Consider the following 7,072-nt stretch of genomic DNA (forward strand, 5'->3'; position numbering starts at 1 on the left):
ACACGCTTCTGTCGCCCCCGGAACCTCCTCCTCCGGACGTCGAGCCCCCTCGGACGGGGCCGCCCGGGAGCCTGGAACTGCTGGGCCTCCTCGCCGTGGCGCTGGTGCCCATCGTCGTGGCGGTGCGCGAGCTGGGCCGCATCCACCCCGACGAGGTCTTCCAGGCCCTGGAGCCCGCGTGGTGGCGCGTGCACGGCTACGGCGTGCTGGCCTGGGAGTGGCGCGAGGGCCTGCGCAACTGGGCCTTCCCCGGAGTGCTGGCCGCCTTCCTCAAGCTGTCGCAGGTGTTCGGCATCACCGACCCGCGCGTCTACCGGGGCGTGGTGGCCCTCCCCCAGTTCGCCCTGCACGCGTGGAGCCTGTGGGCGGTGTACCGCTTCGCCGAGCGCAGGGCCGGGCACTCCGGAGGAGCCCTCGCCGTGCTGCTGCTGGGGCTGAGCGGTCCGGTGCTGCTCTTCGCCGGACGCACGCTGTCGGAGTCCGTCTCCGCGTCCTTCCTGCTCGTGGCCATGGAGGCGCTGGACCGGCCGGACACCGGCACGGCTTCAAGGACCCGGCGCGCCGGGCTCATGGGAGGTCTGGCGCTGGGGCTCGCGGTGGTGACGCGCTACCCGTCCGCGCTCTTCGTCCTGGCCGCGCTGGGCTGGCTCCTGGTGGCGCGTCGGTGGCGCCTGTTCGCCTTCACCTGCGTGGGTGGGGCCGGTGTGGCGCTGGGGCTGGGACTGCTCGACTGGGGGACCTGGGGCACGCCCTTCCACTCGTTCGTGGCCTACGTGCGCTACAACGTCCTGTCGGGTGAAGCCGCCGCCGCGTTTGGCGCGTCGCCGCCGGACTTCTACTGGCAGCCGCTGCTCCGGGCCGTCCCCCTCTGGGCCTGGGCCGCCCTGCCGTTGTCCCTGGGGCCGCTGCTCCGCTGGCGCACGCTGTCCCTGCCGCTCACGTGCGCGGCCGTCTACACCGCCGTCCTGCTGGCCACGCCGCACAAGGAGGAGCGCTTCCTCTACCCGGCGCTGGTGCTGGGCCTGCTCGCGGCGGCGTCCCAACTGGCCGCGTCCATCATGGCGCTCCAGCGGCCCCTGCCGAGGGGCGTGCTGGCGTCCCTCTCGCTGTGGCTGGGCTTCGTGAACCCCCAGGGCTACCCCTCCCAGGACCTGCGCCGGGACCAGTTCCGCGCCATCGTCCGGGCCACTCGGGGGGACGCGACGGGGCTCCTCATCGTCAACGAGGGCCTGTGGGGTTCCGGGGGGTTCTTCTACATCGGCCGGAACATCCCCTGGCGCACCTGCGACTGGCCCCGCGACGCGGCCTTCCGGGCGTCCATGAGCGACCCCACCTTCAACCGCGCCGTTTCCTTCGAGGGCCGCGCACTGCCGGAACTCCAGGCCGCCGGCTTCCGCATCGTCCACCAGGTGGAGCGAGAAACCATCCTCGTCCGCGACTGAGCGAAGGGGCCGGGCAGGGGAGGGCCTGCCCGCAAAGCAGAAGCGCCGGTGTCCCTAGAAGGGACACCGGCGCTTCATGTCAAAACAGAACGGCCGGGACACACGCGGAAGTACGCTACCGTTGCTTCCTTCCGGACCTGGCGGGGTTCGCGCCCCCACGTTGTCCCGACCACAAACTCAGTACTTCTGAAGATAACAACGGAGAGGGTGGGATTCGAACCCACGATACCCTTTCAGATATGCACGCGTTCCAGGCGTGTGCCTTCAACCGCTCGGCCACCTCTCCAAGGACAATGGAGCGGAGAGCGTAGGATTCGAACCTACGGTACCGTTACCGGTACGCCTGATTTCGAGTCAGGTGCCTTCGACCACTCGGCCAGCTCTCCAAGTATTCAGTTTTCACGTCGCTTCGCGCGCAAGCGCTCGAAGAACGTCTTGAGAAGCTGGCGAGAGTCCTCCGCCAGGATGCCGCTTGTCACTTGGAGCCGGTGATTGTGTCGCGGCTCCTCTACGAGATTGTACAGCGAACCGACCGCGCCCGCCTTGGGGTCCATCGTACCAAAGACGAGCCGGGTGACGCGAGACTGCACCAACGCGCCGGCGCACATGGCGCACGGTTCCAGCGTCACGTACAGGGTGACGCCAGAGAGTCGCCAGGCACCGCGTGCTTTCGCAGCGGCATCCAGCGCGAGCATCTCTGCGTGGGCGAAGGGGTTTCGGTCGCATTCGCGCCGGTTGAAGCCCGTGCCCACGACGTTTCCGTCCAGCACTGCTACCGCACCGACGGGTACTTCTCCGAGTGAAGCTGCTTCCCGCGCGAGCACAAGTGCCTGCTGCATGAAAGCGATGTCATCACTCATGAGTCCTGCGCCACAAAAGAAGATGGCGCTCCCTGGAGGATTCGAACCTCCGGCCTTCGGATTCGTAGTCCGACGCTCTATCCAGCTGAGCTAAGGGAGCAATGTCTTCCGGTGCTGCTTACAACAGTTGGCGGAGAGAGAGGGATTCGAACCCTCGATACCCTTACGAGTATGCAGGTTTAGCAAACCTGTGCCTTCAGCCTCTCGGCCATCTCTCCAACTCTTCTCTGTCAAAGAACCACGAAACTCAAGTCTAAAATCGGAGGCGGTAGGATTCGAACCTACGGAAGGCTTTCACCTTCTGCGGTTTTCAAGACCGCTGCCTTCAACCGCTCGGCCACGCCTCCACATCTTGTGCCGACGGTTCCCCGCTGGCCAACCGCGCCCGTGGGGCCGCCCTTCTACATCATTTCGGTTCGCGTGCAAGATGGTTGTTGGCCCCTTTTCCTGACGGGGCCCCATCTTTTCGCGCGCTACAGGGGGCGAAGCTCCTTCAGGCCGCCCATGTACGGCACCAACGCCTCCGGGATGGCGACGCTTCCGTCCTCCCGCTGGTAGTTCTCCAGGATGGCGATGCTCGTGCGCCCGACGGCCAGCCCGCTGCCGTTGAGGGTGTGCACCATCTGGGGCTTGTCGCCCTTCTGGGCGCGGAAGCGGATCTTCGCGCGGCGGGCCTGGAATTCGCCGCAGTCCGAGCAGGACGAAATCTCCCGGTACGCGCCCTGGCCCGGCAGCCAGACCTCGATGTCGTACGTCTTGCGCGCGCCGAAGCCCATGTCCCCGGTGCACAAGAGCATCACGCGGTGGTGCAGCCCCAGCCGGCGCAGGATGTCGCACGCGTCGTCCGTCATCGCCTCCAGCTCCTCCAGGCTCTTCTCCGGATGGGCGAACTTCACCAGCTCCACCTTGTGGAACTGGTGCTGGCGGATGAGGCCGCGCGTGTCGCGCCCCGCGGCGCCGGCCTCCGCGCGGAAGCACGGGCTGAAGGCGCAGTAGCGGATGGGGAGCTGGTCGCCCTCCAGGATTTCGTCCGCGTGGTAGTTCGTGACGGGCACTTCCGCCGTGGGGATGAGGAAGCGCTCGGGTTCGCCGGACGTCTTGAAGGCGTCGTCCTCGAACTTGGGCAACTGGCCCGTGCCCATCATCGTCTCGCGCAACACCAAGTAGGGCGGCAACAGCTCCGTGTAGCCCTTCTGCGTGTGCACATCGATCATGAAGGTGACGAGCGCGCGCTCCAGCCGCGCCAGCGCGCCCTTGTAGAAGGTGAAGCGGCTGCCGGACACCTTCGCGGCGCGCTCGAAGTCGAGCATGCCCAGCGATTCGCCCAGCTCGAAGTGCTGCTTCGGCGTGAAGAGCAGGTTGGGCTTCTCACCCCAGGCCTTCACCTGGACGTTCTCGTCCGCGCTGGTGCCCACGGGCACCGACTCATGGGGGACGTTGGGGATGAGGAGCAGGATGCGGTTGAGCTCCTCCTCCACTTCCTTGAGGCGGGACTCCTTCTCCTTTATCTCCTGGGAGACGCCGCGCAGGTCGCCGCGCAGTTTCTCCATCGCGGACGGGTCCTCCTTCGCCTTGCGCTTCATCTCGTCGTTGGCGGCGTTGCGACGCGCGGCCAGCGCTTCCATGGAGACGTAGAGGTCGCGGCGCTCCAGGAACAGCGCCTGGAAGGGCCCGAGGTCCAGGCTGCCGCCCCGCGTCTTCAGTCGGGCGACGACAGCATCGAAGTTCTGCGCAACGTTCCGGAGGTCCAGCATAGGGGCCCGCCTTGTAGTCATCCCGGGCGTGGGCCGGCAAGGCTCACCACGCCCGGCGTGCTCACGGATGGACGCACCCTGGCCCCCGGACTGACCGCCGTGTCCCCTGGGGACGGGCCCGGAGGCCTGCCCGGGGGGGCCGGTCAGTGTTCGAGGTCGTAGATTTCGTCCTCAATGTCCTTCTTGTCCGCCGCGTCCGGCTTCTTCACCAGGTACTCCTTGAAGGCGGAGATGGCGTCCTTGCGCTTGTTGCGCTCCTTGTAGGCGAAGCCCAGGTAGTAGAACGGCTGCGGGTTCTGGGGTTCGGCGGCGGTGGCCTTGCGGTACCAGTCGATGGCCTTGGCGTGCTGGGCCTGCTCGGTGAAGGCGCGCGCGACCTTGTAGTAGACGTACGTGAGCTTCGGGTCCGCCTTGATGGCCGCCTGGTAGCGGCGCACGGCGTCGTCCCAGCGCGCGGCGTTGAAGAGCGCGTCACCGATGGCGCCCATCACCCGCGTGCGCTGCGGATCCGCCTTGAGCGCGGCCTCGAAGGAGGCGATGGCGCCGTCGAAGTCCGCCTTCTCCAGGTACGCGTGGCCCAGGGCCTCGTGCGCGTCCGCGTAGTTGGCGTCCAACTCCACGGCGGCCTTCCACTGCTCCACGGCCTCCGGCAGCTTCTTCGCGTCGCGCAGGATGACGCCGTAGGCGTAGTGGTAGTCCGGGCGCTTGGGCGCGCGCTCCACCGCGCTCTTCATGCTGTCGAGCGCCTGGGTGTACTCGGAGCGCTTCGCGCGCACGAGGCCCAGGTAGTAGAGCGCCTCGTGGTTGGAGGGTTCGTTGCGCAGCGCGAGGCCCAGGTTGCTCTCCGCGCCGGGCAGATCGCCCTTCTCCAGCAGCACCGCGCCCAGGGTGATGGGGGTGGTGGTGGAGCGGGGGTCCTCCTGCTTGGCCTTCTCCAGCTCCGCCGCGGCCTCGTCCAGCCGGTGCAGCCGCCAGAGCACGAGCCCGCGCTGCAGCCGTCCGTCCTTCAAGAGGTGCGGATCCAACTCCAGGGCGCGGTTGGCCTCCGTCTCCGCGCGGGTCGCGTCGCCGCCCAGGAGCGCCACGCGCGACAGGCCCAGGTGGGCATCCGCCAGGTTGGGGTCCAACTGCACGGCGCGGTCGAACTCCTGCTGCGCCAGCAGGCTGTTGTTCTCCGCGAGCGCCAGCTCACCCAGGCCCGCGTGCACGCCCGCGTGGTCCGGCGCCTGCTTCGCGGCGGCCTCCAGCAGGGCCCGGGCGTCCGCGTTGCGGTGCTGCCGCAGGTACAGGCGGCCCAGGTAGAGGCCCGCGTCCACGAGCTTCGGATCCGCGGCGTTGGCGCGCTTGAAGTGGCCTTCCGCGTCCACGGGCTTGTCGAGCGCGTCCTCGATGCGGCCGAAGAGGTACGCGATGCGCGCCTCGTTGGGGAAGCCCTTGCTGGCGGCCTCCACGGCGGTGAGCGCGTCCTGCATCTTGCCCGTCATCACCAGCGAGGTGATGTGGCCGTCCACGTACTCCAGGTTGGCGTTGTCCTCCTTCGCGAGCGATTCGAAGAGGGGCAGCGCGCCGTCGTAGTCCCGCTGCGAGCGCAGCACCTGGGCGAGCTGCGCCTTGATGAAGGTGGAGTCCTGGTTGTCCTTCAGGGCCTCCTTCAGCTCGGTCTCCGCCTCCTTGGGCTTGAACTGCTGGAAGAGGGCCACGCCCTTGAGGCCACGGGCGCGGGCGCGCTCGGCGGGCCCCAGCTCGTTCTGGAGCTTCAGGGCGCTCTCCACGGCCTGGGCGCCCTGCTCAATGTTCGCCTTGCGTACCAGCAGCTCCACCGCGGCCAGCTCCACCGCGGACGCGGCGTGCTGCGGGTCGGCCTGCAGCGCGGCGGCGTAGGCCTGGGCGGCCTCGTCGGCCTTGCCCGCCGCCTGGTAGAGGTTTCCGAGCGCGTGGTGGGCCTTGGCGGACTTCGCGTCCCGCTCCAGCACCTTCTTCAGCGTCGCGATGGCATTGGTGTTGTCCTTCTTCTGTGCGTAGGCGTCCGACAGGAGGAAGGCCAACTCCAGGTCGCCCTGGTTGTCCTCACGGCTGTACGCGTCCTGCAGGCGGGCCTGCACGTCCGCGCCCTTGCGGGCATTGAGCGCGAGCCCGGCGGCCGTCTTGATGACCTCCACGTTCTTCTCGCCCAGCAGCCCGATGGCCTCCATCCGCTTGTCGCAGTTGGCGAGGTCGGCGCGCTCCGCGGCGGCGTAGCGGCGCTGGAGGTAGGCCACCGACTGGCACCAGAGGGCGCGGACCTCCGGGTACTCCTTGCCCTTGAGCACCTGCGCGCTCTTGTCGCGCGCTTCCTGGTAGCTGGCGTACGTGTCCCGCAGGAGGCCCAGCTTCGCCTCCGCCACGAGCTTCGCCTGGGGGGAACCCGAGGACACGCTGGCGGGGAAGAACTTGTGGCGGCCAAAGGCGCCGTAGCGGCTGGCCTCGAAGCTCAGGCCCGTGCCCAGCACGAGCACCGACACGCCGGCGGCCACCAGGTAGGGGATGCGCTTCTTCCACTTGAGGTCGGCGGCGCTGCGGTCCACGACGGACACCGCGGCCATGCGGCCTTCGTAGAGCTGGCGCAGCCGCTCCATGCTGGCCTGCCCGTTCGCGGGCTCCGTGCCGCCCGCCGTCTCCGAGCCGGGCTGGGCCGCGGAGGTCGCGACGGGGATGGCCTTGGAGGGGCCCTCCATCAGCCGCTGGATGGCGGTGGCAAAGATGGGCACCGTGCCGATGGCGGACCAGCTCTCCGAGTCGGACGAGACGTCCTCGTTGCCCAGGAGCTGGCCGTCCTCGAGCATCTTGACGATGACGCCCTCTTCGAACGGGCCGAACATCTTCCCGGAGCGGCGGCGCACGTGGAAGCGCTTCACCTGGATGCGCCCGCCGGGCTCCTTGCCGGAGGCGTCGTCGATGAAGCTGAGCATCTCCAGGCCGTCCGTGGGCCCCGCGGCGGGCGGGGGCGGCAGCGGCGCGGAGAGGTCCGCTTCCAGGT

At 68.6% G+C, this 7,072-nt stretch carries 4 protein-coding genes, 5 tRNA genes and 1 other RNA gene; 1 reads left to right on the forward strand and 9 read right to left on the reverse strand.

Annotated features, from left to right (window positions below):
- The first annotated feature begins 8 nt into the window (after positions 1-8).
- On the forward strand, positions 9-1,442 hold the full coding sequence (locus tag D7V88_RS36790) for a glycosyltransferase family 39 protein (RefSeq protein WP_120545256.1): 1,434 nt from the start codon (positions 9-11) through the stop codon (positions 1,440-1,442).
- A gap of 83 nt (positions 1,443-1,525) precedes the next feature.
- Here the strand turns inward: D7V88_RS36790 and ffs are convergent.
- The 9 genes from ffs to D7V88_RS36835 form a co-directional block, all read right to left on the reverse strand.
- Positions 1,526-1,618: signal recognition particle sRNA small type (ffs, locus tag D7V88_RS36795), an RNA gene on the reverse strand.
- A 23-nt stretch (positions 1,619-1,641) separates the two neighbouring features.
- Positions 1,642-1,728: transfer RNA gene (locus D7V88_RS36800), tRNA-Ser, on the reverse strand.
- Between the two features lie 13 nt (positions 1,729-1,741).
- Positions 1,742-1,828, reverse strand: a tRNA-Ser gene (locus tag D7V88_RS36805).
- 6 nt (positions 1,829-1,834) lie between these two features.
- Entirely contained in the window at positions 1,835-2,302 is a 468-nt protein-coding gene (tadA, locus tag D7V88_RS36810) for a tRNA adenosine(34) deaminase TadA (RefSeq protein WP_120537858.1), read from the reverse strand.
- 23 nt (positions 2,303-2,325) lie between these two features.
- Positions 2,326-2,402: transfer RNA gene (locus tag D7V88_RS36815), tRNA-Arg, on the reverse strand.
- A 28-nt stretch (positions 2,403-2,430) separates the two neighbouring features.
- Positions 2,431-2,520, reverse strand: a tRNA-Ser gene (locus D7V88_RS36820).
- A 42-nt stretch (positions 2,521-2,562) separates the two neighbouring features.
- Positions 2,563-2,649, reverse strand: a tRNA-Ser gene (locus D7V88_RS36825).
- A gap of 126 nt (positions 2,650-2,775) precedes the next feature.
- On the reverse strand, positions 2,776-4,056 hold the full coding sequence (serS, locus tag D7V88_RS36830; RefSeq protein ID WP_120545254.1) for a serine--tRNA ligase: 1,281 nt from the start codon (positions 4,054-4,056) through the stop codon (positions 2,776-2,778).
- 143 nt (positions 4,057-4,199) lie between these two features.
- A partial coding sequence (locus tag D7V88_RS36835) for a tetratricopeptide repeat protein (RefSeq protein ID WP_120545255.1) occupies positions 4,200-7,072 on the reverse strand: 2,873 nt, incomplete at its 5' end.

Origin of the sequence: Corallococcus terminator (assembly GCF_003611635.1) — a bacterium.
Classification (GTDB): domain Bacteria; phylum Myxococcota; class Myxococcia; order Myxococcales; family Myxococcaceae; genus Corallococcus; species Corallococcus terminator.

Bases quoted from the DNA above. Each gene is read 5' to 3' on its own strand.
- tadA (WP_120537858.1), bottom strand. From the start codon at position 2,302: ATGAGTGATGACATCGCTTTCATGCAGCAGGCACTTGTGCTCGCGCGG.
- serS (WP_120545254.1), bottom strand. From the start codon at position 4,056: ATGCTGGACCTCCGGAACGTTGCGCAGAACTTCGATGCTGTCGTCGCC.